Consider the following 24,092-nt stretch of genomic DNA (forward strand, 5'->3'; position numbering starts at 1 on the left):
GGGGATTCCTGGCTCAGGCCGCCTCCTGGAGCAGCGCTCCAGGAGGTCTTGTGCCCTCGACACCAGCCGGGTCCAGACCTGCCCGGACGAGCATCACGCGGGCGGAGTTCTTGTCCCTGGGACAGGCGGCTCCGCACGCGGTGCAGGTGTAGGTGCGTTCCGACAGCGGCAGTGCGTGCTTGGTTCTCGCTCCGCACGTTCCGCAGTCCATGGTGGTGTGCGCGGGATGCACCAGGCGTACGTCCCGCGCGTGTTTGCGGCCCATCTCGATCAGGGCCTGCTTGGTGGCGCCGATCGCGGCGTCGGCCGCCTTGCGGGCCATCGACGTCCGGGCGAGGAACTTGGGCCGGAAGTCCTCCACCGCGATCGCGTCGTGGTCGCGCACGACCTTCTTCGCCCACTCACGGGCGGTGTCCTGCCGCTGCCGGGCGATCTTCGCGTAGGTCTTGGCCCGCCCCCTCTTCGCCTCCCGGTAGCCCTTCGAAGCGGCCTGCCCCTTCTTCGACCTGCGGCGGGCCATCATCCGGTCGTACCGGCCCAGCTCGGCCCGGGACTTCGGGCCGAGCTGAGCGTGGGGGAGGTCGTGGGCGTAGGAGGTGGTGGTGGCTGTCTCCTTGACGCCCCAGTCGATTCCGATCACCGCACCGGTCGACGGGAGCGGCTCCAGCAGGGCGGGGACGACGAACGAGGTACGTGTACCGGGCGTGTCCGCCCCCGTCGGTCTCCCGCACCGCCGCCATGCCTCCCCCCAGGCCTTGTCCCGATCACCCGGCACCCACCATGCGACCGTACGCACGACACCCGAACAACCGCACCCCCCTCCCGATGCGATCACCCCGATCGGCGAACACCAGTACACGTGTTCGCGTTCGCCCGGCTCCGCCGGGCAGGCCGTCAGGGCGCTCCGCGCCGCTGTCACAGGATGTGATTCCCACTCGGCGTGAACGCCGGACTCTCCTCGCAAGAGAGCAAGTAAGCGGGATGGTGTCCGCCATGCCCGACACTTGTCGGATGAACGGCAAAGAGGCGGTCGAACAGCGGTGGGCGATGTTCCACCGCTGGGGGCCGGCCGGGTTGCTGACCGTCGGCACCCTGGTCGCCTCGGCGGCCGCCGACGCGGTCGGCATGACGAGCGAGAAGCGGTACGCCGCCGTCGGCGTGGTCGTGGCGGCCTTCGCCCTGGAGCTGTGCTGGGGGCGGGCCTCCCGTGCCCGGCCCGGCCCGTCGAAGGCGAGCGCCGCCTACTACGTCCTGCGCTGGGCGCTCGCCTTCACGCTCACATGGCTGAACCCGCTGTTCGCCTTCTACGCCTACATGGGCTACTTCGGTGCCGAACGGCTGCTGCCGCAACGGCTGTGCAAGGCAGGCCTGTTCGCCACGGCCGTGACCGTCGCAGGCTCCCAGTCGGGCGGACTGCCCCCGCGCGGGCAGATGGGCTGGGTCTTCTTCGGGGTCCTCCTCGCGGTGAACATCATGCTGCTCACGCTGTTCGCCCACCTTGCCGCGCTGGAGGACGGCCGGGCCCGGGCCCAGGCTGACACCATCGCCGAACTGGAGCGCACCAACACGGCGTTGCAGCAGGTCCTCGACGAGAACGCCGCTCTGCACGCCCAACTCCTCGTCCAGGCCCGCGAGGCCGGGGTCGCCGACGAGCGCCGGCGGCTGGCCGCCGAGATCCACGACACCCTCGCCCAGGGCCTGACCGGCATCATCGCCCAGCTCCAGGTCGTCGCCGGCACACCGGACGAGGCCGTGGCGCGCGAGCACGTCGACCGCGCCCTCGGCCTCGCCCGGCACAGCCTGGGCGAGGCCCGCCGCTCCGTGCACAACCTCGCCCCCATGGCCCTCGACGGCAACGGCCTGCCCGAGGCGCTCAAGCGGACCGTCGCCGATTGGGGCGAACGCGTTGGCGTGCGGGCCGACTCCACCGTCACCGGCACCGCCGAGCAACTGCACGACGAAGTCGCGGCCACCCTGCTGCGCATCACCCAGGAGGCCCTGTCCAACGCCGCCCGTCACGCCGGCGCCTCCCGCGTCGGCGTCACCCTGTCCTTCATGGGCGACGAGGTCGTGCTCGACATCCGCGACGACGGCCACGGCTTCGACCCCCTCGTCGTGCCCGAACGCACCCGCGCCGGCGGCTTCGGCCTCGACGGCATGCGCGCCCGCGCCGAGCGCATCGCGGGCTCCGTCACGGTCGAGTCGGAGCCGGGGCACGGCACCGCGGTCTCCGCTCGCGTACCGTTGGTACGCCATGACCGATGACGCCGTGATCTCCCTGCTGATCGTCGACGACCATCCCGTCGTGCGCGACGGCCTGCGCGGCATGTTCGAGTCCGCGCCCGGATTCACCGTCCTCGGCGAGGCGTCGGGCGGCGTGGAGGCCCTGGAGCGGGCTGCGGCGCTCGACCCGGACGTGATCCTGATGGACCTGCGCATGCCGGGCGGCTCGGGCGTGGACGCCATCCGCGAGCTGACCCGCCGCGCCGCCCGCGCCAAGGTGCTGGTCCTGACGACGTACGACACCGACTCCGACACCCTGCCCGCGATCGAGGCGGGCGCGACCGGCTACCTGCTCAAGGACGCCCCGCGCGACGAGCTGTTCACCGCCGTCCGCGCCGCCGCGCTGGGCCGTACGGTCCTCTCCCCGGCCGTCGCCTCCCGGCTGGTCTCCGCGGTCCGCGCGCCCGCCCCCGGCAACGAGCCGCTGTCCGCCCGCGAGCGCGAGGTGCTGGCCCTGGTCGCCAAGGGCACCTCCAACCGGGAGATCGCCCGCGAGCTGTTCATCAGCGAGGCCACCGTGAAGACCCACCTCACCCACCTGTACGCCAAGCTCGGCGTCAAGGACCGCGCGGCGGCGGTCGCGGTCGCGTACGACCGGGGCATCCTCGGCCGGGACCTCTCTATTCCGCCACCCTGAGCAGGAGTACGGACCTCGCCGGCACCGTGATCGCGGCGCCCGAGGCGTGCGCCACGCCCGGCGCCCGAGCCTGCTCCTCGCACGAGGTGTCCACGATCACCTCGTACCGCTGGGCCCACGGCGGTCCCGGCAGGACGAAGTCCACCGGGCGGTCCCCGGCGTGCAGCACCACCAGGAAGCTGTCGTCGACGATCGGGTCACCGCGCTCGTCGCGGCCCGGGATGTCCCGGCCGGACAGGTACATCCCCAGGGTGGCCGCGGGGGCGTACCAGTCCCCTTCCGTCATCTCCGTGCCGCACGGGGTGAACCAGGCCAGGTCCCGCAGCCCGTCCGCCGAGTGCGCGCGCCCCGAGAAGAACGCGCGGCGGCGCAGTACCGGATGCCGGTGGCGCAGCGCGATCAGACGGGCGGTCAGCTCCGCCAGTTCCCGCCAGCCGGGGTCCTCCAGCAGGCTCCAGTCCAGCCAGCCGGTCTCGTTGTCCTGGCAGTAGGCGTTGTTGTTGCCGCCCTGGGTGTGTCCCAGCTCGTCGCCCGCGACCAGCATCGGCACACCCGTCGACAGCAGCAGGGTGGTCATGAGGTTGCGCAGCTGCCCGCGCCGCAGCGCCCGCACCCGCTCGTCGTCCGTCTCGCCCTCCGCCCCGCAGTTCCAGGAGCGGTTGTCGTCGGTGCCGTCCCGGTTGCCCTCGCCGTTGGCCTCGTTGTGCTTGCGCTCGTAGGACACCAGGTCGCGCAGGGTGAAACCGTCGTGCGAGGTGACGAAGTTGACGGAGGCGTAGGGGCGGCGGCCGCCCCAGGCGTACAGGTCGCTGGAACCCGACAGCCGGTAGCCCATCTCCCGCACGTCCGGCAGCGCGTGCCGCCAGAAGTCCCGCACCGTGTCGCGGTAGCGGTCGTTCCACTCCGTCCACAGCGGCGGGAAGGCGCCCACCTGGTAGCCGCCCGAGCCGACGTCCCACGGCTCGGCGATCAGCTTGACCCGGCGCAGCACCGGGTCCTGCGCGATGACCGCGAGGAACGGCGAGAGCATGTCGACGTCGTGCATGGCGCGGGCCAGCGCGGCGGCGAGGTCGAAGCGGAAGCCGTCCACGCCCATCTCCGTCACCCAGTACCGCAGCGAGTCGGTGATCAGGCGCAGCACGTTCGGCTGGACCACGTGCAGGGTGTTGCCGCAGCCGGTGTAGTCGGCGTACCTGCGGGCGTCCGGCTGGAGGCGGTAGTAACGCTGGTTGTCGATGCCCTTCAGGGACAGTGTCGGGCCGTACTCGCCGGCCTCCGCCGTGTGGTTGTAGACCACGTCGAGGATCACCTCGATCCCGGCCGCGTGCAGCGCGCGCACCATCCGCTTGAACTCGCCCACCTGGGCCCCCGCGGTGCCGGAGGAGGCGTAGCCGGCGTGCGGGGCGAAGTAGCCGATCGAGTTGTAGCCCCAGTAGTTGCGCAGGCCGCGGCGCAGCAGATGGTCCTCGTGCGCGAACTGGTGCACCGGCAGCAGCTCCACCGCCGTCACGCCCAGCTTCACCAGGTGCTCGATCGCCGCCGGGTGGGCGAGACCGGCGTACGTCCCCCGCAGCTCCCCGGGGATCCCCGGGTGCAGCTTGGTGAAGCCGCGCACATGCAGTTCGTAGATCACCGAGTCCGCCCACGGCGTCCTGGGGCGGCGGTCGTCGGACCAGTCGTCGTCATCGTGGACCACGACGCCCTTGGGCACGTACGGCGCCGAGTCCCGCTCGTCGCGCACGGTGTCCGCGACCTGCTGGTCCGGCCAGTCGCGCACGTGCCCGTAGACCTCCGGCGGCAGCCGGAACTCACCGTCCACCGCGCGCGCGTACGGGTCGAGCAGCAGCTTCGCCGGGTTCCAGCGGGCGCCCGTCCACGGGTCCCAGCGGCCGTGCACCCGGTAGCCGTAGCGCTGCCCCGGCACGACGCCGGGCACGAAACCGTGCCAGGTCTCGTGCGTCAGCTCGGTCAGCGCGACCCTCGTCTCCTCCGCGTCCGGGCCCGGCCCGTCGAACAGGCACAGTTCGACCGCCTCCGCCCCGCCCGCCCACAGCGCGAAGCCGGTGCCCGCCGCCCCGTCCGGGCCGGCCCGGAAACGGGCGCCCAGCGGCGTCGGCGCACCCGGCCACACGGGCACGACGGGGGGCGGCGCCGCGCGGTGCGCGCCGTTCACGGCGGCGGACGGCCGCCCCTCCTCGGTGGCGCGCCCGCCCGCCACCGCCTCCTGCTCGGCTGCGCTGGACACCAGGGCGGCCCCTCTTTTCGGCTGTGCGGCTCTGTGCGGCTCTTCCGGCTCGTGTCCGCCTCCGGCCCGCCCCCTGCGGCTGACCCCCGGTCGCGGCTCCCCGTCGCGCGGTTCTCCCCACTGTTCTGCCCAGAGCTTGCCTCGCACTCACGTTTCCCGGGGGCGGGCCGGTCATCGGGCGGCCCATGAGGCACGTAAGCGGGCGCGCACGGCGCACGGGGCGGCGCCGACCGCCGTACCGACGTGGGCGGCACCGGTTCGGCGAGGCCCGACTCGACTGCCCTCCACGCCAGTTCCGGACCCATGCCCCAAGTCACCGCCGAACCGCACCTGAAGGACGTCGAGGGGGAATGAATGACGGGCGGCGCGGTCAAGTAGGCAAGCGGGGGCCGGCGTCGAGGCACGAGCGGCGTTGACGGGAGCTGTTGAACTTGGGACGGAACAGTGACAATTGCCTGACAACTCGCCTCTGACCTTGTGGTTAATATGCGCCAGGGCGCGTACGGCGCGCTGGGGTACGGGTCGGGCCGGCCCGGGGAGGGGAATACAAGTGAACGTGCGGCCGATATCGGGGGCGTCGGTGGATGCGCGAGGACGACGGGGAAGCAAGGGGCTGCTGGCGCTGGCCTCCGGCGTGCTGCTTCTCGCCGTCACCGCGTGCGGCGGAGGGGGCGCCCAGGGGCCGGCGTCCAGTGAGGGGAAGGGCAAGGGGTCCGAGACGGCCCGCAGCGAGCAGTCGCAGGCGGTCGTGACCATCGCGCCCGAGAACGGCGCCAAGTCCGTCGACACCAGCGGCGCCCTCAAGGTCGCTGCGACCAAGGGCAAGCTGACCCAGGTCGTCGTCAAGGACACCAAGGGCACCGCGATAGCCGGGCGGATATCCGCCGACGGCTCCGCGTGGACCCCGGACATCCACCTGGCCGCCTCGACCAAGTACACGGTGCACGCCCTCGCCAAGGACTCCGAGGGCCGTGAGGCGGCCGAGGACTCCAGCTTCACCACACTGACGCCGCAGAACACCTTCGTCGGCTACTTCACTCCCGAGGACGGCTCCACCGTCGGCGTCGGAATGCCGTTCTCGCTCCGCTTCACCCGGGGCATCACGGCCCCGAAGGCCGTCGAGAAGGCGATCGAGATCAAGACCGAGCCGGCCGTCGAGGTCGCCGGCCACTGGTTCGGCAACGACCGCCTCGACTTCCGGCCCGAGCAGTACTGGAAGGCCGGCACCAAGGTCACCGTCAAGCTCAACTTCGACGGCGTCGAGGGCCGCTCCGGCGTCTACGGCAAGCAGACCAAGACCGTCTCCTTCACCATCGGCCGCAACCAGGTCTCCGTGGTCGACGCCAAGAAGCACACGATGAAGGTCATGCGGGAGGGCAAGGTCGTCAAGACCCTCCCCATCACCGCGGGAGCGCCGGGCACCGCCACCTGGAACGGCCAGATGGTCATCACCGAGAAGCTCACGGTGACCCGCATGAACGGCGAGACGGTCGGCTTCGGCGGCGAGTACGACATCAAGGACGTCCCGCACGCCATGCGCCTGACCACCTCCGGCACCTTCATCCACGGCAACTACTGGGGCGGCGGCGCCTTCGGCAACTACAACGCCAGCCACGGCTGCATCGGCCTGCGCGACGTGCGCGGCGGCTACGACAGCGGGGTGCCGGCCGCCTGGTTCTTCAACCGCTCGATGGTCGGCGACGTGGTCGTCGTGAAGAACTCCCAGGACCGGACCGTCGCCCCGGACAACGGGATGAACGGCTGGAACATGTCCTGGGAGGACTGGAAGGCCTGACCCTTTCCCGACGGCTCCGCAGACGGCTCCGCCCGGTGTGATCGACCGCACCGGGCGGGTTGCCGTTAGCGCCGGTTAACCTGCACTCATGACCGTATCTCTGGAAGTCGCCGAGGGCGTCGGCACGCTGCGCCTGGACCGCCCGCCCATGAACGCGCTCGACGTCGCGACGCAGGACCGGATCAAAGAACTCGCCGAGGAGGCCACCCGCCGCGAGGACGTGCGCGCCGTGGTGATCTACGGCGGCGAGAAGGTGTTCGCGGCCGGCGCGGACATCAAGGAGATGCAGGTGATGGACCACGCGGCGATGGTCGTGCGGGCCCGCGCCCTGCAGGACTCCTTCACCGCCGTGGCCCGCATCCCCAAGCCGGTGGTCGCCGCGGTCACGGGCTACGCGCTGGGCGGCGGCTGCGAGCTCGCGCTCTGCGCGGACTACCGCATCGCCGCCGACAACGCCAAGTTCGGCCAGCCGGAGATCCTGCTCGGCCTCATCCCCGGCGCGGGCGGCACCCAGCGGCTGTCCCGGCTGATCGGTCCCTCCCGGGCCAAGGACCTCATCTTCACGGGCCGTCAGGTCAAGGCCGACGAAGCCCTCGCGCTCGGCCTGGTGGACCGCGTGGTCCCGGCCGCCGAGGTGTACGAGGCCGCGCACGCCTGGGCCGCCCGGCTCGCACAGGGACCCGCGATCGCGCTGCGCGCCGCCAAGGAGTCGATCGACGCCGGCCTGGAGACGGACCTCGAGACCGGGCTCGCCATCGAGCGCAACTGGTTCGCCGGCCTGTTCGCCACGGAGGACCGCGAGCGCGGCATGCGCAGCTTCGTCGAGGAGGGCCCCGGCAAGGCGAAGTTCCTGTGAATCCTCGCCCGTGGCCCTGCAATTGACGTGACGTCTGATTCGCGCCCCTCGGCGGGCGGTTTGTGGCAGCCTTGAGCCAGCCTTGAGCCTGCCTTGCCGAGGGAGCCGGTCGATTGCCTCCAACCGATCCGTCCGCCCAGGTCAACGGGGCCGCCGACGGACCCGACGTGCCACCGGCATATGCCGTTCGCATCCCGAGCGCCGAGATCCCCCGAGGGGCGTATTCCGCCGGAACGCCCCCGCGGGATGACGCGGACGGCCATGATGGGGGCATGGCGGGGCTGGAAGGCATCGAACAGCCGCGGGAACAGTCACGTGCGACCGCGGCGCGCTGGTCGCCCGCGGTCGAGGACGAACGGGCGCTCAAGGCGCTGGAGTTGTACGGCAATCCGACGGAGTCCGAGGTTCCGCTCCCGTCTCGCCCCGAATCCGCCGCAACCGCCCGCAGGCTCGCCCAGGTCGTCGTCCTGCGTCAGTGGGGACTGTCCCCGAAACTGGCCGAGGACACCGTTCTGCTCGTCTCCGAACTCGTCGGGAACGCCGTGCGGCACACCGGCGCCCGCATCTTCGGCCTGCGGATGCGCCGCCGCCGCGGCTGGCTCCGCGTCGAGGTCCGCGATCCCTCCCGAGGGCTGCCCTGCCTGATGCCCGTGCAGGAGCTGGACATCAGCGGGCGCGGCCTGTTCCTCGTCGACAAGCTGTCCGACCGCTGGGGGGTCGACCTGCTGCCGCGGGGCAAGACGACATGGTTCGAGATGCGCGTGGCCGACCGCTGACCGCCCGAACCATCGTGGCTGACGTACGCTCATCTCGTATCAATACGTGTGAATCGCCCGTTTTCTTACCGTTCCCCTCTTAAATGGTGCGGGTGACCACGACCGATCGCCGCGGCGTGCTGCGGGCCGGTGCCGGGCTCGTCGCCGGGGGCGCGCTCGCCGCCGGCTGTTCCTCCACCGGCGCCGCCCCGTCCGCCACCGCATCCTCGGCCTCCGCCGCCGAGTCCCCGCCCGCCGGCACCCCGCAGGCCGCGCCCGCGCCGCGCCCCTTTCCCCGGCAGCCCGCGCAGATCACCCACGGCCCGCGCGACCGGCCCCGCGTCGCCCTCACCTTCCACGGCCAGGGCGACCCCGAGATCGCCCGCAGCCTGCTCACCGAGGCCGAGAAACACGGCGCCCGCCTCACCGTGCTCGCCGTCGGCACCTGGCTCGACCAGTATCCGCAGCTGGCCCGCCGGATCCTCGACGGCGGCCACGACCTCGGCAACCACACCCAGCACCATGTGGCCGTCAACGCCATGGCGGAGGCCGGCGCCCGCGCGGAGATCACCGGCTGCGCGGACCGGCTGAAGCGGCTCACCGGCTCGATCGGCACCTGGTTCCGCCCCTCGCGCGCCCCGACCGCCTCCTCGCTGGTCCAGCGGCTGGCCCGGGCAGCCGGGTACCCGCACGTGCTGTCCTACGACGTCGACTCGCTCGACTACACCCGGCCCGGCGCCCCGGCCGTCACCCGCAAGGTCCTGGCGGAGGTCCGCAACGGATCCGTGGTGAGCCTGCACTTCGGATACCCGGACACGGTCACCGCCCTCCCCGACGTACTCACAGAACTCGACCGCCGCGGCCTCCACGCGGTCACCACCACGGAGCTGCTGAGCTGATGCCACCCACTTCCATCGCCCGGGCCCTCACCGCCGGCGCCGCCTGCCTCGCGCTCACCGCGCTGTCCGCCTGCACCGGCGGGGGCTCGAAGAACCACGCCGACGAACCCCTCGGCAGCAAGGAGCCCGCCCGGCCCACGCAGCAGCAGGTCGCCGACGTGCTGCCCGGCATGCCGCCGGTCCTCGACCCGACCGACGTCTACTCCGCCGACCGCCCGGGCAAACTCTCCCCGGTGGTCAAGGACTTCCCGTCCCGCGTCTACGTCCCCAACACCAACTCCAACACCGTCACGGTCATCGACCCCGAGACGTACGAGGTCATCGAGACCATCCCGGTGGGCCGCCAGCCCCAGCACGTCGTGCCGTCCTGGGACCTGAAGACGCTGTGGGTCAACAACGACCTCGGCAACTCCCTGACCCCCATCGACCCGAGAACCGGCAAGGCGGGCAAGCCGGTCGACGTGCACGACCCGTACAACCTCTACTTCACGCCCGACGGAAAGTACGCCGTCGTCATGGCCTCCAAGGACCACCAGCTCGTCTTCCGCGACGCGCACACCATGAAGACGGTCAAGGCGGTCCCGGTCACCTGCTCCGGCGTCAACCACGCCGACTTCTCCCTGGACGGCCGCTACTTCATCGTCTCCTGCGAGTTCAGCGCCGAACTGCTCAAGGTCGACACCGCGAAGATGGAGGTCGTCGGACAGCAGAAGCTGGACTTCCGCGGCGCCATGCCGCAGGACGTGAAGATGTCGCCCGACGGCAAGAAGTTCTACGTCGCCGACATGGTGGCCAACGGGCTGTGGGTCCTGAACGGCGACACCTTCGGCAAGCCGGGCTTCCTGCCCACCGGCAAGGGCGCCCACGGCCTGTACGTCAGCCGCGACTCCCGCGAGATGTACATCTCCAACCGCGGCGAGGGCACCATCTCCGTCTTCGACTTCGCCCAGGGCAGGTTGACCAAGAAGTGGCACCTTCCGCAGGGCGGCAGCCCCGACATGGGCGGCGTCTCCACCGACGGCAAGGTGCTGTGGCTGTCGGGCCGTTACAACTCCGAGGTGTACGCCATCGACACCCGGACCGGCGCCCAGCTCGCCCGCATCAAGGTCGGCAACGGTCCGCACGGCCTCGCGGTGTACCCCCAGCCGGGCCGCTACTCCCTGGGTCACACGGGCATCTTCCGCTGACCCGCGGCGGGTTGGCACCGGTCGGACCTGGCCTGGACACGCCGGGACCGGGTGACGATCCGCCGTCCGCCGCCGCGGAACCGGGATCGTGCTGCGCATGATCACCACTCGTCCGCGGCGGCGGACCACCGCCGCCCCGCTGTCCCTCTCCGCCGTCCTCGCCCCCACGGCCGCGACCGCCCCCACGGGCGCGGACCCGGCCCGGGCCGCGGCCCCCGCCTGCCCCGGTCCGACGACCCGGTCAAGGCCGCGGCCGACCGCGACGTCGCCCGGCAGTACATCGTCGGCGCGTGGCCCGTGGACAGGACGACGAAGACCGAGATCCCGAACGGCTGCGAGAGCGACCCGCACTGCCGGCCGTGGCACTGATCCCCGCCACCGCCCACCACTCGCCTTGAGTCTCCAGCCGCTGGAGGGTCCACACTCGCCGACATGACCGAAGACGGCACCGGCCTTCTCACCATCGGCGAGCTGGCCCGGATCACCGGACTGACCGTACGCACCATCCGGTACTGGTCGGACGAGGGCGCCCTGCCCCCGGTGGCCCGCTCCACGGGCGGCTACCGCCTCTACGACGCGGCCTCCGTCGCCCGCCTGGAGCTGATCCGCACCCTGCGCGAGCTGGGCCTCGGCCTGGCCGACGTGCGCAGGGTGCTCGCGGGGGAGCGGACGGTCGCGGAGGTCGCGGCAGCCCACGTGGCCGCGCTGGACGCGCAGATCCGCTCCCTGAAGGTGACCCGGGCGGTGCTGTCGACCGTGGCCCGGCGCGGCTCGAGTGCGGAGGAGATGACCCTGATGAACAAACTGGCCCGGCTGTCGGCGGCCGAACGCAGGCGGATCATGGAGGAGTTCGTGGAGGAGATGTTCCACGGCCTCGACACCGCCGATCCCGAGATCCGGGAACGTATGCGGCGCACCGCGATGGACCTGCCCGAGGACCCGACACCCGAGCAGGTCGACGCCTGGGTGGAGCTGGCGGAGCTGGTGCGGGACCCGGAGTTCCGGGCCCGGATGCGCAGCGCGGCCGAGTTCAACGCCGCCGACCGTGGCCACGAGACGCCCGCCGGGGCGTCCATGTGGTTCGCCAAGCGGCTCGTCCAGCTGGCCGGCCAGGCCCTGGAACGCGGCCTGGCCCCGGAGGCACCCGAAGCCGACGAGGTACTGGAGGACCTCCTCGGCAACGCCGACCACGCGGCCGTCCTCGTACGCATGGAGGCGTCCCACAACACCAGGCTCGCCCGCTACCGCGAGCTGCTGGCGACCCTGAAGGGCACGTCCGTTCCGACGTACGAGACGGAGTTCGCCTGGGTGATCGCCGCACTCCGCGCCCGCGTGAACGGCTGACAGCGGGGGCCGTGCGGGCCCGGCGACGGTGTGGGGCGTCGCCGGGCCCGACGGGGTGGTGCTACTTGAGGTAGACGATGCCGTCCGTGGTGACGGCGGGGCGGCCCGCGGTGCCGACGACCACGATCTTGATCGTGTGCTTCGCGCTGCTGGACCAGGTCTTGGTCCAGATCGCGTCACGGTACTTGGTCGTCGCCGACTTCAGGTCGACCGTGGCGGTCTTGGTGCCGTCGATGTAGATGTCCGCCTGCCCGGAGGTGGCGGCCCGGGAGACCAGCCAGGCCACGGAGCGGCCGGTGAAGGTCCAGGTCAGGGAGGCGTTCTTGGTCGAGCTGGTGGAGGAGGCGCCGCCCAGGTAGCTGGTCGAGGACTTGCTCGTCCAGGTGCCGGCCTTCGTCGCGGCCGTCTCCTGGACGATGACGGGGGTGCCGGACACGCTGGCCGTGCCGGTGTTGCCCGCCAGGTCGTACGCGGTCAGGGACCAGGTGGTCGCCGCACCCGGCTTGGCGGTGAGGCTCGCACCGGTCGCGGTCGGCCCGTACGTGGCGGCGGCCGGGGCGGTGAGCCTGACCTCCTTGAGGGCGGTGTTGTCGGCCGCCTTCCAGCTCAGGGTGACCGGGACCGCGGTGGTGCTCACCGTTCCCGCGCGCAGCGCCAGGGCCGGCTTGGTGGGGAAGGTGGGGGCGGTGGTTTCCGCGACGACCGTGGCCGCCGTGGAGGTGGCCGTCCTGCCGGACTGGTGGGTGGCGCGGACCTGCACCTGGTGGCTGCCCGGCGTCAGCGTGGCCTTGGCCGAGGTGGCGGTCCCCGCGGCCGTGGCCACCGGCTGTCCGTCGACCAGGAGTTCGTACGTGCCGATCAGCGCGGACGGTGTGGTGGCCGCCCAGTTCACGGTGATCGCGGCCTTGGTGTAGTACGTCGTGCCGGACAGCCCCGCTCCGGTGACGGACTTGATCGTCAGCCCGGTGACGGGACCGGCCGCCCAGGCGCGGACGGTGGGCAGCTTGGCGTAGTACGCGTTGCCGGGGCACTGGGTGTTGAAGCCGTCGCGGTGGCCGTGAATGGTCGGCAGGCTCAGCTTCCCGCCCTTGGCCCAGGTCTTGCCGGCGTAGCTGCGGCCGCTGTCACCCGCGGTGAGGGTGGTGGTGCCGGCCGGGTCCACGCCGTACTGCCCGAGCTTCCAGGCGGCTATTCGGGCGACCGAGGTCAGCGCGGCGTCGCTCGGCGCGACGTCGGTGTAGGTGCCCAGGACGGAGATGCCGGTGGTCTCGGAGTTGAAGCCGTAGGCGTGGGCGCCCATCACCGGCCGGTCCACTCCGCCCTTGCGGCCCTCGTAGACCGTGCCGCACTTGTCGACCAGGAAGTTGTAGCCGACGTCTTTCCAGCCCAACTGCTTGACGTGGTACGCGTAGATGCCGCGGACGACCGCGGGGGCGTCGGCGCAGGTGTAGGTGTTGCTCTCGGCGGTGTGGTGGACCACCACCGCCTTGATCTTGCCACCGGGCAGGTAGTCGGGCGCCTCGGGGCTGATCGACTCGTCGGCGCCCCACCCGGCCCGCGACACGATCGCCGGCCGCGGCGCGGTCGACGGGGGACCCGCGGGCGCGGTGGCACTGGGGCTGGGGGGTGTGGACGGGGGCTGGGAGGCCGGTGCGGAAGAACTCGGCGCCCGGCTCGGCGGGGTGGACTCGGCCGGGGTCTCGGGCTCGGCCGGATCGGTGGTGGGATCGTCGCCGGCCGGAGTCTCGGCCGGCGGGGAGTCGGCCGGTTGCCCCTCCGTGGGGTCGGGCGACTCGGACGGATCGTCGGGCGCGTCGACCTGGAAGGCCGCCGGCTCCATCGCTCCGGTGCCGTTCGCGGCGCCGGTGGCGCCCTTGCCGGGATCGACCATGTCCAGACGCAACCCGGCAGGCAGACGATCGGACGTACGGCCGCCCGCGGTGACCCGCACCTCCACTCCGTCGGAGGGCCCCACCCAGGCCGGTTCCGTACCGCCGCGCCGGGCGGCCGCCTCGCCCTGACCGCCACCACCGTCCAGCCGCAGCCAGTCCGACCACTGACCGGATCCCACGGCACGGGTGCGGGCCTCGATCGTGCCCTCGACCCGTGCCGAGGGGTCGCTCCAGGTGATGCCGAGCATGCTGAACGGCTCGGTCCGCTCCTGCTTCAGAGAGGCCTTGGTGCCGTGCTCGGTCGTCGGCAGCTCGGCGGTGAGGGCCTGGCTTGTGACGGGACCCGGCTTGCCGTCACCATCAGCGGCCTTGCCCGGCTGGTCGGAGCCTGTGCTCAGTAAAAGCCCTCCGACAATTCCTGCCGTGGCCACGGCAGCCGTACCCCAGATGTAGCGAGGTCTACCCATAACGGATCAGCGATGTCCTTCGTGAGGAGCGAGGGGGGTGGAAACGCCGTACCGCCAGGGCGGGACGACTCACCCAGCAGACCCGCAAGATCCGTCAACGGTTGTGTGATCACGCTGAAAATCGCCAAGTGATGCAGGCCACTCGATCGGCGGCTCATCGCCTCGGTCAGGACGTCTCCGTGGCGAAGAGCCGGTCAAGCGCCCTGCGCCCACTCGTTGAGCGCCGCCTTGCCGGAGAAGTTCGCCACGTCCTTGTCCACCGGGTCGTCGGTGTACTGGTGGAAGAGCCACTTGGCCTTGATCCGGGGCTGCCCCGCGGCGACGTAGTCGGCGATCCACAGGCCGTCGCCCGCGTAGGAGGTGGTGTCGATGTTCAGCCAGAAGTCCCTGTTCGTGTAGAGCACGACCCGGTTGTGCGGGCGCAGGGCCTTGACCTTGCGGACGAACGCGTCCTTCTCCGCGTTGCTCGCGTGCGTGCCCTCGCCCGTCGTCTCCCAGTCGACGGCGAGGACGTCGCCGGCCTTCTCGGGTGCGTGGGAGACGAAGTACTCCGCCTGCGCGGTGATGTTGCCCGGCCACAGGAAGTGGTAGAAGCCGACCACGAGACCGGCGTCGCGGCCGTGCTTGGTCTGGGCGCTGAGCTTGGAGTTGACGTACGAACGGCCCTCCGTCGCCTTGATGAAGACGAAGGAGAGGCCGCTCGTGCCGTAGGCGGAGGACTGGTAGGCGCTCACGTCGATGCCCTGCAGCATGCACACTCCCTGAAGGTGCCGTGGGGGGAGGAGTCATTGGTTGGGTTCTGCCCCGCAACTGGTACGGACGATCCCTTCAGGGCGTTCGAACATCAGCTCCGGGGGACCACCGAACCCAGTACGGCGGCAGGCTTGGCCGACCAGTCCGAGGTGATCACGCTGGCGTGGTGCCCGGCCAGGAGGGAGAGGCGGGCGGCCACCTCGGCGTCCGTGGGGGCGGTCGAGGAGATCGCCGGGGCCACGCCGGCCGCGTCCGTCGTGATCAGGATGTAGTGGTTCCGGGCGTAGAAGGACGTGTCGTAGCCCTGGCCGACGTAGGTCGCCGCGTCGCCGTCGAAGAACACGAACCAGGGGCGGATCGAGGCGTCGTAACGGCTCGCGCGCGGGTCGCCGGCGGCGGCGCCGAGCACGGCGGGGAAGGCCTGGGCGGAGGCGATGGTCCCGGCCGCGTACAGGTCGCGCAGGTGGTCGCCGTACTCCTGGTCGGTCCAGTAGTGGTCGAAGGGGTTGGCCTGCTCCACCGTGCCGGGGATCAGCTCGAAGAGGACCTTGCCGGTCAGGGCGTCCCGGGACGGCCAGGCGTCGGCCTTCGCGGCCGCGTCCAGCGAGGGGTGTTTCCCGCCCAGCAGGTCGGACGGCTTGTAGACCATGTCGCCGAGCTTCTGCCGGACCAGGGTGTCGAACGCGGCGGGCCCGAGGCCGAGGGTGTTGTTGAAGCCGTTCTTCATCTCCATCTTGAAGACGATCGGCCGGTGGTCGGGGTGCAGCTGATGCCAGGCGGCGATGTTGTCCAGGCAGCTTCCGAGGTCCTGGTTGCGGCTCTTGCCGTACAGCTCGCCGGGGGTCTTCGCGGCCTCGCAGTTGTTGTCGTTGCCCAGCGGATTGCTGTGGCTGACCCGCCAGCGCCGGGTCAACGGGTCGGTGTAGACGTCGATTTCGAGCAGCGAGGCGCCGGAGTCCAGCGCCTGCGCGAAGTAGGTGTACTTGGCCTTCTCGTACGCGTTGTGCGTACCGATCGCCGTCGTCCCCGAGAACGTCGGCTCCGCCGCACGGGCGTTGCCGGGAACCGCCGTCAGCAGCGCGACGGCACCCAGTAAGGCTGCCAGTCCTCTCGTCCCACGCATGGCCAACTCCCTTTGTTCGTAGTTGAGTTGAGCGGAAGCGTAGGGAACGACGGTTACCGTGCGGTAGCCCCCGGGGGAACAGGTTCGCACGAGGGCCGGATCCCCGGACCGGCGGCGATTGCTATCGTGCGGTCGCGGAGTGAGCCGTACGCAGAGGAAACGGGGGACGGGCCATGGGGCTGATGGACCGTATACGTGGTGAGTTCATCGACATCGTCGAGTGGACCGACGACAGCCGCGACACCATCGTCTGGCGCTTCCCGCGCTACGAGAACGAGATCAAGATGGGCGCCAAGCTCGTCGTCCGCGAGTCGCAGACGGCGGTCTTCGTCAACGAGGGGCAGATCGCGGACGTCTTCACGCCCGGCACCTACACCCTGGAGACGCAGAACCTGCCGGTGCTGTCCACCCTGAAGGGCTGGAAGTACGGCTTCCACTCGCCCTTCAAGGCCGAGGTCTACTTCGTCACGACCCGCCAGTTCACCGACCTCAAGTGGGGCACCCAGAACCCCGTCATCGTCCGCGACCCCGAGTTCGGCATGGTCCGGCTGCGGGCCTTCGGCGCCTTCGCCGCCCGTGTCGTGGACGCGGCCGCGCTGCTGCGCGAACTGGCCGGCACCGACCCGCAGTTCCGCACCGAGGAGGTGCAGGAGTACCTGCGGCAGCTGATCGTCGGCCGGCTGGCCACCGCCCTGGCCACGGCCGGGGTGCCGATGCTGGACCTGGCCACCCGGCAGGACGGGCTCGGCGCCAGGCTGGCGGGCGCCCTCACCGAGGAGCTGGCCCCGGTCGGCATCGCCGTCCCCAAGTTCATCATCGAGAACATCTCGCTGCCGCCCGAGGTCGAGGCCGCCGTCGACGCCCGCTCCCGGATGGGGATCGTGGGCAACCTCGACCAGTACACCCAGCTCCAGGCGGCCGACGCGATCGGCGACGCCGCGCGCAACCCCGGCGCCGCGGGCGAGGGCGTCGGACTGGGTGTCGGCATGGCCCTCGGCCGGCGCATGGCGGAGGGTCTCACCCCGCAGCAGCCCCCCGCCGCCGCGGCCCCCGCGCCCGCCGCCACCCCGCCGCCGCTGCCCCAGCAGCAGTGGTTCATCGGCGTCGGCGGCGCCCAGCAGGGCCCGTACGACAGTGCCGCGCTGACCGGCCTGATCGGCGCCGGCACCCTCACCCGGACCACCCTGGTCTGGCAGAACGGCATGTCCGGCTGGCTCCCCGCCGAACAGGTCCCGGAGGTCGAACGGCTCTTCGGCAGCGTCCCGCCGCCGCTGCCGCCCCAGGCCTGAGCGGGCGGGGACGACCACCATGACCGAGGACCAGGCCACCGCCGCCTCCGCCCGCTCGTACCCGTGCGAGGCCTGCGGCGCCACCGTGGAGTACGCCCCGGGGACCGACGCGCTGCGCTGCCCCTACTGTCGGCACCAGCAGGCCATCGTGCCCGTCCCGCGGGCGGTGCGGGAGCATCCGATCCAGGAACTGGCGGCCCTCCCCGCCAAACCGCAGGCCGGGCCCGGCTCCGTGAACACCTTCGTCTGCCCGGGCTGCGGGGCCCGCACGGAGAGCAACACGCTCTCCGTGCGGTGCCAGTTCTGCGCCACGCCCCTGGTGGCCGACGCCAACGCCACCGAGCGGGTCGTCCCCGAGGCCGTCGTCCCCTTCGGGCTGGACCGGGACGCGGCCCGGGACGCGCTGCGCGCGTGGACGTCCTCCCGCTGGTTCGCCCCCAAGGACCTGAAGAAGGTCACCGAGGCGGAGTCCTTCAAGGGCAGCTACCTGCCGCACTGGACGTACGACGCGGCCACCGACTCCAGCTACCGGGGCCGGCGCGGTGAGTACTACTACGAGACCGTGACGCGCACCGTCACCGAGAACGGCGAGACCCGCACCGTGACCGAGCAGGTGCGGCACACCCGCTGGTACCCGGCCTCCGGAACGGTCTCCCGGGACTTCGACGACGTCCTGGTGCCGGGCACCGGCCACGTCACCGCCAAGCAGCTGGACAAGCTCACGCCCTGGCCGCTGGAGGAGGCCAGGCCCTACCAGGAGGAGTACCTGGCGGGCTTCCAGACGGTGCGCTACGACATCGAGCCCGAGGCCGGCCTGGAGACGGCCAAGCAGCGGATGGCCGAGGTCATCGAGGGCGACTGCCGCAGGGACATCGGGGGCGACGAGCAGCGGGTCGAATCGGTCGACACCCGCTACTCCGACGTCACCTTCAAGCTGATGCTGCTCCCGGTGTGGTTCCTCACCTACCTCCACGCCGGGCGGACCTGGCAGGTCACGGTGAACGCCCGCACCGGCGAGGTGGTCGGCGAGCGCCCGTACAGCACCGGCAAGATCGTCGCCGCCTCGCTCGTGGCGCTTGCGGTGATCGCGCTGGCCGTCTGGCTGATCGCCAGGAGGTAGCGGCCCGCGCGGCGGCACGGGCCGGACCTCGTCAGCACTCGATGATGTTCACCGCGAGCCCGCCGCGGGCCGTCTCCTTGTACTTCACCGACATGTCCGCGCCGGTCTCCTTCATGGTCTTGATGACCTTGTCGAGGGAGACCTTGTGGGAGCCGTCGCCCCGCATGGCCATACGGGCGGCGGTGACGGCCTTGACCGCGGCCATGCCGTTGCGTTCGATGCAGGGGATCTGGACCAGGCCGCCCACGGGGTCGCAGGTGAGGCCGAGGTTGTGCTCCATGCCGATCTCGGCGGCGTTCTCGACCTGCTCGGGCGTGCCGCCCAGGACCTCGGCGAGGGCGCCCGCCGCCATCGAGCAGGCGGAGCCGACCTCGCCCTGGCAGCCGACCTCGGCGCCGGAGATGGAGGCGTTCTCCTTGAAGAGCATGCCGATCGCGCCGGCGGCGAGCAGGAAGCGGACCACGCCGTCCTCGTCCGCGCCGGGGATGAAGTTGATGTAGTAGTGCAGGACGGCCGGGATGATGCCGGCCGCGCCGTTGGTCGGGGCGGTGACCACCCGCCCGCCGGCCGCGTTCTCCTCGTTCACCGCCATCGCGTAGAGGGTGATCCACTCCATCGCGCGGGCCGTCGCGTCGCCCTCGGCGCGCAGCTGGCGGGCGGTGACGGCCGCGCGGCGGCGCACCTTCAGACCGCCCGGCAGGATGCCCTCGCGGGACAGGCCGCGCCGCACGCACACCTGCATCACCCGCCAGATCTCCAGCAGGCCCTCGCGGATCTCCTCCTCGGTGCGCCAGGCCCGCTCGTTCTCCAGCATCAGGGAGGAGATCGACAGGCCCGTCTCCTTCGTCAGGCGCAGCAGCTCGTCGCCCGAGCGGAAGGGGTACTTCAGCACCGTGTCGTCGAGCTTGATGCGGTCGGCGCCCACCGCCTCCTCGTCCACGACGAAGCCGCCGCCCACCGAGTAGTACGTCTTGGCCAGCAGCTCGGCGCCGGAGGCGTCGTACGCCCACAGGGTCATGCCGTTGGCATGGTAGGGGAGCGCCTTGCGGCGGTGCAGGACCATGTCGTCGTCGTAGGAGAACGCGATCTCGTGCTCGCCGAGCAGGCTCAGCCGGCCGGAGGTCCTGATCGTCTCGACCCGCTCGTCGGCCGTCTCCACGTCCACCGTGCGCGGGGAGGCGCCCTCCAGGCCGAGCAGCACCGCCTTCGGCGTGCCGTGGCCGTGGCCCGTCGCGCCGAGGGACCCGTACAGCTCGGCGCGGACCGAGGCGGCCCGCTCCAGCAGGTCCTCGTTGCGCAGCCGGCGGGCGAACATGCGGGCCGCCCGCATCGGGCCGACCGTGTGGGAGCTCGACGGGCCTATGCCGATCGAGAACAGGTCGAAGACCGAGATGGCCACGGTGACTCCTCAAGACGGGGTGGTGCTGGGGGTGCCAGGGGCGGGGCGCCGCGCACGGGCCGGGTTCTCCGGCCCGCACACGGCACTCCTCGGAACGGGACTTACTTGTTCAGACCCGGGTACAGCGGGTGCTTGTCGGCCAGGGTGCGCACCCTGGCCTTGAGGGCCTCCGCGTCGTAGGACGGCTTCAGCGCCTCGGCGATCACGTCCGCGACCTCGGTGAAGTCCTCGGTCGTGAAACCGCGGGTGGCCAGGGCCGGCGTGCCGATCCTGAGGCCCGAGGTGACCATCGGCGGGCGGGGGTCGTTCGGGATCGCGTTGCGGTTGACGGTGATCCCGATCTCGTGGAGGCGGTCCTCGGCCTGCTGACCGTCCAGCTCGGAGTCACGCAGGTCGACCAGGACCAGGTGCACGTCCGTGCCGCCGGACAGCACGTCCACGCCGACCGCCCGGACGTCGTCCCGGACCAGGCGCTCGGCCAGGATGCGGGCGCCCTCCAGGGTACGGCGCTGGCGCTCCTTGAACTCCTCGCTCGCGGCGACCTTGAAGGACACCGCCTTGGCGGCGATCACGTGCTCCAGCGGGCCGCCCTGCTGACCGGGGAACACCGCGGAGTTGATCTTCTTCGCCAGCTCGGCCGTGGACAGGATCACGCCGCCGCGGGGGCCGCCCAGCGTCTTGTGGGTGGTGGTGGTGACCACGTGGGCGTGCGGCACCGGGTTCGGGTGCAGGCCCGCGGCCACCAGGCCGGCGAAGTGCGCCATGTCGACCATGAGGTACGCGCCGACCTCGTCCGCGATCCGGCGGAACGCGGCGAAGTCCAGCTGCCGCGGGTACGCGGACCAGCCGGCCACGATCAGCTTCGGCTTGGACTCCTTCGCCAGCCGCTCCACCTCGGCCATGTCGACCAGGCCGTCCTCGCCCACGTGGTAGGCGACGACGTCGTAGAGCTTGCCGGAGAAGTTGATCTTCATGCCGTGGGTCAGGTGCCCGCCGTGGGCGAGGTTCAGACCCATGATCGTGTCACCGGGCTTGAGCAGCGCGAACATCGCGGCCGCGTTCGCCTGCGCGCCGGAGTGCGGCTGCACGTTGGCGTGCTCGGCGCCGAACAGCTCCTTGATGCGGTCGATGGCGATCTGCTCGACCACGTCGACGTGCTCGCAGCCGCCGTAGTAGCGGCGGCCGGGGTAGCCCTCGGCGTACTTGTTGGTGAGGACCGAGCCCTGCGCCTCCATGACCGCCACCGGGGCGAAGTTCTCGGAGGCGATCATCTCCAGCGTGGACTGCTGGCGGTGCAGCTCGGCGTCGACCGCGGCGGCAACGTCCGGGTCGAGCTCGTGCAGGGGTGTGTTGAGAACAGTCATGTGCGTGCGTCCGATTCTCAGCCGGCCGTCTCGGCGGCGTACTCGTCGGCGGAGAGCAGGTCGGCGGGCTCCTCGGCCAGGCGCACCTTGAACAGCCAGCCGCCCTCGAAGGGCGCGGAGTTCACCAGCGACGGGTCGTTCACCACGTCCTCGTTGAACTCGGTGACCTCACCGCTGACGGGGGAGTACAGGTCGGACACCGACTTGGTCGACTCCAGCTCACCGCAGGTCTCGCCCGCGGCCACCGTGTCGCCGACCTCCGGGAGCTGGGCGTAGACGACATCGCCGAGCGCGTTGGCCGCGAACTCCGTGATGCCGACCGTCGCCACGCCGTCCTCGACGGGCGACAGCCACTCGTGCTCCTTGCTGTAGCGCAGATGCTGAGGGTTGTTCATGGCCAGAATTCTCCTGTACGCGGGTCAATGGTGATGAATGGGGAGTGCGAAAGGCGTGCGTGACCAGGGGTGACGTGTCTCACGTCGACTCCGTGGCGACTACAGCCGTGTCACTTCTGCCGCTTGTAGAAGGGCAGCGCCACGACCTCGTACGGCTCGTGGTTGCCCCGGATGTCCACACCGACACCGGCCGTGCCCGGAGCGGCGTGCGCGGCGTCGACGTACGCCATGGCGATCGGCTTGCCCAGGGTGGGGGAGGGGGCGCCGGAGGTGACCTCGCCGATCACCTCACCGCCCACGACGACCGCGTACCCGGCGCGCGGGACCCGGCGGCCCTCGGCGACCAGGCCGACGAGCACCCGGGGCGGCTCGGCGGCGGCGCGCTCGGCGGCGGCCAGCAGCGCCTCGCGGCCCACGAAGTCGCCCTCCTTCTCGAACTTGACCACCCGGCCGAGACCCGCGTCGAACGGGGTCAGCGAGGTCGACAGCTCGTGCCCGTACAGCGGCATGCCCGCCTCCAGGCGCAGCGTGTCCCGGCAGGACAGGCCGCACGGGACCAGCCCGGCGTCCGCGCCGGCCTCGGTCAGCGCCTGCCACAGCTTCTCCGCGTCGCCCGGGGCCACGAACAGCTCGAAGCCGTCCTCACCGGTGTAGCCGGTACGCGCGATCAGCGCAGGGACGCCGGCGACCGTGCCGGGGAGCCCGGCGTAGTACTTCAGGCCCTCCAGGTCGGCGTCGGTGAGGGACTTCAGGACGCCGGCGGACTCGGGGCCCTGCACGGCGAGCAGTGCGTAGCTGTCCCGGTCGTCGCGCACCTCGGCGTCGAAGCCCGCCGCCCGCTCGGTCAGCGCGTCGAGCACGACCTGGGCGTTGGAGGCGTTGGCGACGACCAGGTACTCGGTCTCACCCAGCCGGTAGACGATCAGGTCGTCCAGGATGCCGCCGTCGGCCTGGCAGATCATGGTGTAGCGGGCGCGGCCGAGGCCGACCGTGGCGATGTTGCCGACCAGGGCGTGGTTCAGCAGCGCGACGGCCTGCGGGCCGGTGACGGTGATCTCGCCCATGTGGGACAGGTCGAAGAGGCCGGCCTTCGTCCGCACGGCGATGTGCTCGTCGCGCTCGGAGCCGTAACGCAGCGGCATGTCCCAGCCGGCGAAGTCGGTCATCGTCGCGCCGAGCGAGCGGTGCAGCGCGTCGAGCGCGGTGCGGCGAGGGCGGTCGGGTTCGGTACTGCTCATCGGGCGGTCTCCCAGGCATGACAGGCGAGGACGGATCCATGTCCTCCCCATCTGTCATCGGAACCTGAGAGGTTCGCCATGACCGCCGTCGGACGGACGGTGCACGGCTTGCACCTTGGGTGGAGCCACTGCGCCAGCGGCCCGCTTTTCAGATGTGCCTCGCCCGCGCGGTAACGGTGCCTGAGAGATTCAAGGGAGGTACTTGCTCCTTCGGCGCCCCAGCGAGACGGCTGGGGACTCTCCCGCGCGGATTCAAGCGGCCGATATGCAGTTGCGCGCACATCATTGCACGCCCGGCCCGTTTCGCGGCAGGGCGGCATCTGTGACCGTCCTGTGGCAGGACGTGCACGGAAACGCCGGGCCCGCACATTACCTTCTCTTTACGATCCGTGGGGAGGAATGATGACGGCGCACAGGACCCCGTTGTACGCGACGGCCCAGGCCCCCGCCCTCTTGGTGCGCGACCTGCGGGACCGGTCCGGCGGCGGCCCGCGCGTGCTGCGTTTCGGCCCGCGCGACCTGGTCGTGGTGACCGGCCTGCCCGGCAGCGGCAAGTCCACGCTGATGCGGCGCGCGGTGCACGGCGTCCGCGTCGACTCCCAGGACACCCGCGACCGCTGGGACGCGCGCCTGGCGGCGCACCTCCCCTACGCCCTGTACCGCCCCCTGGTCCGCCTCGCCCACTTCGCGGGGCTGCGCCGCGCGCTGCGCTCCGGGTCGGCGCTCGTGGTCCACGACTGCGGCACGCAGCCCTGGGTCCGCGCCTGGCTGGCCCGCACCGCCCGCCGCCGCGGCGGCACCCTGCACCTCGTCCTGCTGGACGTCGCCCCGGGCATCGCCCTGACCGGCCAGCGCGCGCGGGGCCGCGGTGTCTCCCGCTACGCCTTCCACCGTCACCGCCGCGCCACCGCCGCCCTGCTCCGTGCGGTGGAGCGGAGTGCCCTGCCCAGGGGCTGCGGCTCGGCGGTCCTCCTCGACCGCGAGGCGGCGACCCGCCTGCACCGGATCGATTTCGCCCCCTGAGAACCACACGCGGCCCGTCACGGCGGCT

The 24,092-nt window shown here is 71.5% G+C and carries 19 protein-coding genes, 1 pseudogene and 1 riboswitch; of the genes and pseudogenes, 11 read left to right on the forward strand and 9 right to left on the reverse strand.

The features are described from left to right. Positions 1-13: 13 nt before the first annotated feature. Positions 14-688: pseudogene (locus ACIQMV_RS07205) on the reverse strand (RNA-guided endonuclease InsQ/TnpB family protein); the annotation flags it as partial. Positions 689-1,011: 323 nt separating this feature from the next. On the opposite strand from ACIQMV_RS07205, the gene ACIQMV_RS07210 reads away from it, so the two are divergent. Continuing rightward, a complete protein-coding gene (locus tag ACIQMV_RS07210) occupies positions 1,012-2,265 on the forward strand; it encodes a sensor histidine kinase (protein WP_402591774.1) in 1,254 nt (417 codons plus the stop codon). Then, entirely contained in the window at positions 2,255-2,920 is a 666-nt protein-coding gene (locus tag ACIQMV_RS07215; RefSeq protein ID WP_402591776.1) for a response regulator, read from the forward strand. Before ACIQMV_RS07210 ends, ACIQMV_RS07215 begins: the two co-directional genes overlap by 11 nt. Here ACIQMV_RS07215 and glgX read toward each other — a convergent pair. Continuing rightward, positions 2,904-5,165, reverse strand: a complete 2,262-nt coding sequence (gene glgX, locus ACIQMV_RS07220) for a glycogen debranching protein GlgX (protein WP_402591778.1) — start codon at positions 5,163-5,165, stop codon at positions 2,904-2,906. The genes ACIQMV_RS07215 and glgX overlap by 17 nt on opposite strands. A 550-nt stretch (positions 5,166-5,715) precedes the next feature. On the opposite strand from glgX, the gene ACIQMV_RS07225 reads away from it, so the two are divergent. The 6 genes from ACIQMV_RS07225 to ACIQMV_RS07250 all read left to right on the forward strand — a co-directional run bounded on the left by ACIQMV_RS07225 (position 5,716) and on the right by ACIQMV_RS07250 (position 12,001). After that, positions 5,716-6,960, forward strand: a complete 1,245-nt coding sequence (locus ACIQMV_RS07225) for an Ig-like domain-containing protein (RefSeq protein ID WP_402591780.1) — start codon at positions 5,716-5,718, stop codon at positions 6,958-6,960. 88 nt (positions 6,961-7,048) lie between these two features. After that, on the forward strand, positions 7,049-7,816 hold the full coding sequence (locus ACIQMV_RS07230) for an enoyl-CoA hydratase/isomerase family protein (protein ID WP_141358193.1): 768 nt from the start codon (positions 7,049-7,051) through the stop codon (positions 7,814-7,816). Between the two features lie 272 nt (positions 7,817-8,088). After that, the gene (locus tag ACIQMV_RS07235) at positions 8,089-8,592 is read left to right on the forward strand and encodes an ATP-binding protein (RefSeq protein WP_402591783.1); all 504 of its coding nucleotides are present in this window, start codon (positions 8,089-8,091) and stop codon (positions 8,590-8,592) included. An 83-nt stretch (positions 8,593-8,675) separates the two neighbouring features. Then, positions 8,676-9,470, forward strand: coding sequence for a polysaccharide deacetylase family protein (locus ACIQMV_RS07240; RefSeq protein ID WP_402591785.1), 795 nt, complete (start codon positions 8,676-8,678; stop codon positions 9,468-9,470). After that, entirely contained in the window at positions 9,470-10,657 is a 1,188-nt protein-coding gene (locus ACIQMV_RS07245) for a hypothetical protein (protein WP_402591787.1), read from the forward strand. The genes ACIQMV_RS07240 and ACIQMV_RS07245 overlap by 1 nt, the downstream gene beginning before the upstream one ends. A 432-nt stretch (positions 10,658-11,089) precedes the next feature. After that, positions 11,090-12,001 carry a MerR family transcriptional regulator gene (locus ACIQMV_RS07250; protein WP_402591789.1) on the forward strand — a complete coding sequence of 304 codons (912 nt, stop codon included), beginning with the start codon at positions 11,090-11,092 and terminating at the stop codon, positions 11,999-12,001. A gap of 61 nt (positions 12,002-12,062) precedes the next feature. Here the strand turns inward: ACIQMV_RS07250 and ACIQMV_RS07255 are convergent, their stop codons facing one another. The 3 genes from ACIQMV_RS07255 to ACIQMV_RS07265 all read right to left on the reverse strand — a co-directional run bounded on the left by ACIQMV_RS07255 (position 12,063) and on the right by ACIQMV_RS07265 (position 16,236). Further along, entirely contained in the window at positions 12,063-14,360 is a 2,298-nt protein-coding gene (locus ACIQMV_RS07255) for an N-acetylmuramoyl-L-alanine amidase (protein ID WP_402591791.1), read from the reverse strand. 194 nt (positions 14,361-14,554) lie between these two features. Next, entirely contained in the window at positions 14,555-15,112 is a 558-nt protein-coding gene (locus ACIQMV_RS07260) for a glycoside hydrolase family 25 protein (RefSeq protein ID WP_402591793.1), read from the reverse strand. Between the two features lie 92 nt (positions 15,113-15,204). Then, positions 15,205-16,236 carry a phosphatidylinositol-specific phospholipase C domain-containing protein gene (locus tag ACIQMV_RS07265; protein WP_402591794.1) on the reverse strand — a complete coding sequence of 344 codons (1,032 nt, stop codon included), beginning with the start codon at positions 16,234-16,236 and terminating at the stop codon, positions 15,205-15,207. A gap of 182 nt (positions 16,237-16,418) precedes the next feature. On the opposite strand from ACIQMV_RS07265, the gene ACIQMV_RS07270 reads away from it, so the two are divergent. Together ACIQMV_RS07270 and ACIQMV_RS07275 are read left to right on the forward strand one after the other, a co-directional pair. Then, a complete protein-coding gene (locus tag ACIQMV_RS07270) occupies positions 16,419-17,525 on the forward strand; it encodes an SPFH domain-containing protein (RefSeq protein WP_402591796.1) in 1,107 nt (368 codons plus the stop codon). 19 nt (positions 17,526-17,544) lie between these two features. After that, complete coding sequence (locus ACIQMV_RS07275; RefSeq protein ID WP_402591798.1) at positions 17,545-18,645, forward strand: hypothetical protein; 1,101 nt, start codon at positions 17,545-17,547, stop codon at positions 18,643-18,645. A gap of 31 nt (positions 18,646-18,676) precedes the next feature. On the opposite strand, the gene ACIQMV_RS07280 is transcribed toward ACIQMV_RS07275, so the two are convergent. From ACIQMV_RS07280 to gcvT, 4 genes are all read right to left on the reverse strand, one after another. Beyond that, on the reverse strand, positions 18,677-20,044 hold the full coding sequence (locus tag ACIQMV_RS07280) for an L-serine ammonia-lyase (RefSeq protein ID WP_402591800.1): 1,368 nt from the start codon (positions 20,042-20,044) through the stop codon (positions 18,677-18,679). Between the two features lie 101 nt (positions 20,045-20,145). Continuing rightward, positions 20,146-21,408: a serine hydroxymethyltransferase gene (glyA, locus tag ACIQMV_RS07285; protein WP_388479667.1), complete on the reverse strand. Its 1,263-nt coding sequence runs from the start codon at positions 21,406-21,408 to the stop codon at positions 20,146-20,148. A gap of 17 nt (positions 21,409-21,425) precedes the next feature. Beyond that, positions 21,426-21,803 (reverse strand): glycine cleavage system protein GcvH, encoded by a 378-nt coding sequence (gene gcvH / locus ACIQMV_RS07290; protein WP_225079556.1) that lies wholly within the window; start codon positions 21,801-21,803, stop codon positions 21,426-21,428. Positions 21,804-21,913: 110 nt separating this feature from the next. Beyond that, positions 21,914-23,041, reverse strand: coding sequence for a glycine cleavage system aminomethyltransferase GcvT (gene gcvT / locus ACIQMV_RS07295; RefSeq protein WP_402591803.1), 1,128 nt, complete (start codon positions 23,039-23,041; stop codon positions 21,914-21,916). A gap of 158 nt (positions 23,042-23,199) precedes the next feature. Continuing rightward, a riboswitch (glycine riboswitch) is annotated at positions 23,200-23,296 on the reverse strand. A gap of 147 nt (positions 23,297-23,443) precedes the next feature. Between gcvT and ACIQMV_RS07300 the strand changes: the two genes are divergently transcribed. Then, positions 23,444-24,064, forward strand: a complete 621-nt coding sequence (locus ACIQMV_RS07300; RefSeq protein WP_401773429.1) for an AAA family ATPase — start codon at positions 23,444-23,446, stop codon at positions 24,062-24,064. Positions 24,065-24,092: the final 28 nt, after the last annotated feature.

The organism is Streptomyces sp. NPDC091412 (genome assembly GCF_044756885.1).
Classification (GTDB): Bacteria; Actinomycetota; Actinomycetes; order Streptomycetales; family Streptomycetaceae; genus Streptomyces.

Coding starts and splice junctions, on each gene's coding strand:
- ACIQMV_RS07210 (WP_402591774.1), top strand. CDS start 1,012: ATGAACGGCAAAGAGGCGGTCGAACAGCGGTGGGCGATGTTCCACCGC.
- ACIQMV_RS07215 (WP_402591776.1), top strand. CDS start 2,255: ATGACCGATGACGCCGTGATCTCCCTGCTGATCGTCGACGACCATCCC.
- ACIQMV_RS07230 (WP_141358193.1), top strand. CDS start 7,049: ATGACCGTATCTCTGGAAGTCGCCGAGGGCGTCGGCACGCTGCGCCTG.
- ACIQMV_RS07235 (WP_402591783.1), top strand. CDS start 8,089: ATGGCGGGGCTGGAAGGCATCGAACAGCCGCGGGAACAGTCACGTGCG.
- ACIQMV_RS07240 (WP_402591785.1), top strand. CDS start 8,676: ATGGTGCGGGTGACCACGACCGATCGCCGCGGCGTGCTGCGGGCCGGT.
- ACIQMV_RS07245 (WP_402591787.1), top strand. CDS start 9,470: ATGCCACCCACTTCCATCGCCCGGGCCCTCACCGCCGGCGCCGCCTGC.
- ACIQMV_RS07250 (WP_402591789.1), top strand. CDS start 11,090: ATGACCGAAGACGGCACCGGCCTTCTCACCATCGGCGAGCTGGCCCGG.
- ACIQMV_RS07255 (WP_402591791.1), bottom strand. CDS start 14,360: ATGGGTAGACCTCGCTACATCTGGGGTACGGCTGCCGTGGCCACGGCA.
- ACIQMV_RS07260 (WP_402591793.1), bottom strand. CDS start 15,112: ATGCTGCAGGGCATCGACGTGAGCGCCTACCAGTCCTCCGCCTACGGC.
- ACIQMV_RS07265 (WP_402591794.1), bottom strand. CDS start 16,236: ATGCGTGGGACGAGAGGACTGGCAGCCTTACTGGGTGCCGTCGCGCTG.
- ACIQMV_RS07270 (WP_402591796.1), top strand. CDS start 16,419: ATGGACCGTATACGTGGTGAGTTCATCGACATCGTCGAGTGGACCGAC.
- ACIQMV_RS07275 (WP_402591798.1), top strand. CDS start 17,545: ATGACCGAGGACCAGGCCACCGCCGCCTCCGCCCGCTCGTACCCGTGC.
- glyA (WP_388479667.1), bottom strand. CDS start 21,408: ATGACTGTTCTCAACACACCCCTGCACGAGCTCGACCCGGACGTTGCC.
- gcvH (WP_225079556.1), bottom strand. CDS start 21,803: ATGAACAACCCTCAGCATCTGCGCTACAGCAAGGAGCACGAGTGGCTG.
- gcvT (WP_402591803.1), bottom strand. CDS start 23,041: ATGAGCAGTACCGAACCCGACCGCCCTCGCCGCACCGCGCTCGACGCG.
- ACIQMV_RS07300 (WP_401773429.1), top strand. CDS start 23,444: ATGACGGCGCACAGGACCCCGTTGTACGCGACGGCCCAGGCCCCCGCC.